The organism is Streptomyces sp. NPDC005574 (assembly GCF_040605435.1).
Classification (GTDB): domain Bacteria; phylum Actinomycetota; class Actinomycetes; order Streptomycetales; family Streptomycetaceae; genus Streptomyces.
In genome coordinates this window covers 1-1,235 of record NZ_JBEXCW010000080.1, presented here as the reverse complement: position 1 = coordinate 1,235, position 1,235 = coordinate 1, and the positions used below count along the sequence as shown (strand labels likewise).

At 66.0% G+C, this 1,235-nt stretch carries 2 protein-coding genes; one reads left to right on the top strand and one right to left on the bottom strand.

Features of this window, described 5'->3' with window-relative positions; translation table 11 throughout:
* The first annotated feature begins 1 nt into the window (after position 1).
* Positions 2–973 carry a TauD/TfdA family dioxygenase gene (locus ABZT03_RS33630; RefSeq protein ID WP_356046490.1) on the top strand — a complete coding sequence of 324 codons (972 nt, stop codon included), beginning with the start codon at positions 2–4 and terminating at the stop codon, positions 971–973.
* A gap of 48 nt (positions 974–1,021) precedes the next feature.
* Here ABZT03_RS33630 and ABZT03_RS33625 read toward each other — a convergent pair.
* Positions 1,022–1,235, bottom strand: a 214-nt coding sequence (locus tag ABZT03_RS33625; protein ID WP_356046488.1) for a transposase, incomplete at its 5' end; no start/stop codon positions are given.

The following is a 1,235-nucleotide window of genomic DNA, read 5'->3' as shown; positions in this document are numbered from 1 at the left end:
CATGGACGGCGACGTCAAGGAATCGGTCATGTTCCCAGACCGGGGCCGGGTCGCGCTCTTCGAGGCGGCCGCACCGGACGTGAGTCCGGTGAAGTGGGCCTCGGCGAACACCGACCTGCTCACCGAGCAACTGGCGGCCAAGGGAGCTTGCCTGCTGCGCGGCTTCGACATCCCGGACGCCTCAGTGTTCTCCGAGTTGGTGCGCGTCTTCGGACAGCAGCTCGAGGATTACATCTACAGGTCGACGCCGCGCAGCAAGGTCGGCGACGTCTACACCTCGACGGAATATCCGGCCTCGGAGGTCATCCCGATGCACAACGAGATGGCCTACACGACCTCCTGGCCCGAACGCCTCTGGTTCTACTCCCAGAAATCGGCACCCGTCGGCGGCCAGACCCCGCTCGCCGACAGTCGTGCGGTCCACGCACGGATCCCAGCACCGATTCGGGAGCGTTTCGAGCGACACGGCGTCCGCTACGTCCGCAACTACCGGAGCGGGCTCGGCGTGCCGTGGCAGGAGACGTTCCCTGACATGGATCGTGCGGAGGTGGACCGTTTCTGCCGGGTCCGCGGCATCGTCGTCGAATGGCTCGATGAGGACACGCTCCGCACCACCGAGACCTGTCAGGCATCGACGACGCACCCGGTCACTGGCGAGACGGTGTGGATGAACCAGGCCCACCTGTTCCACGTCTCAAGCCTGAATCCCCTCACCCGCGAAGCCCTACTGGACCTCATGGACGAACAGGACCTCCCACGCAACGCCTACCTGGGCGACGGCACTCCGATCAGCGACGCCGACCTGTCCGAGATCCGGGCGGCGTTCGAGGCCGAGACAGTGACGTTCCAATGGCACGACGGCGACGTGCTGATCGTCGACAACCTGGCCATGGCCCACGGACGGTTCAGCTACGAGGGCGAACGCAAGCTCCTCGTCGCGATGACCGGATCGATCGGGTCTAGTAGGAATTAGGTGTGGTTCGTCTGTTTGGCCTACAGGTTTGTCGGTGGGCTGATCGGCTCACACTCGTCCGGCGGTAAGGCGGCCGTCGAAGAGGACGTCGAACTCGTTGAGGGCGGACTTCCAGCGGTTGTTCCAGCGCTGGCGGCCGCGGCCGGTGGGGTCGAGGGCGAGGGTGGTGAGGTAGAGCCGCTTGAGGGCGGCCTGCTCGTTGGGGAAGTGTCCGCACGCCTGGGCCGCGCGCCGGTAGCGGGCGTTGAGGGACTCGATCGCG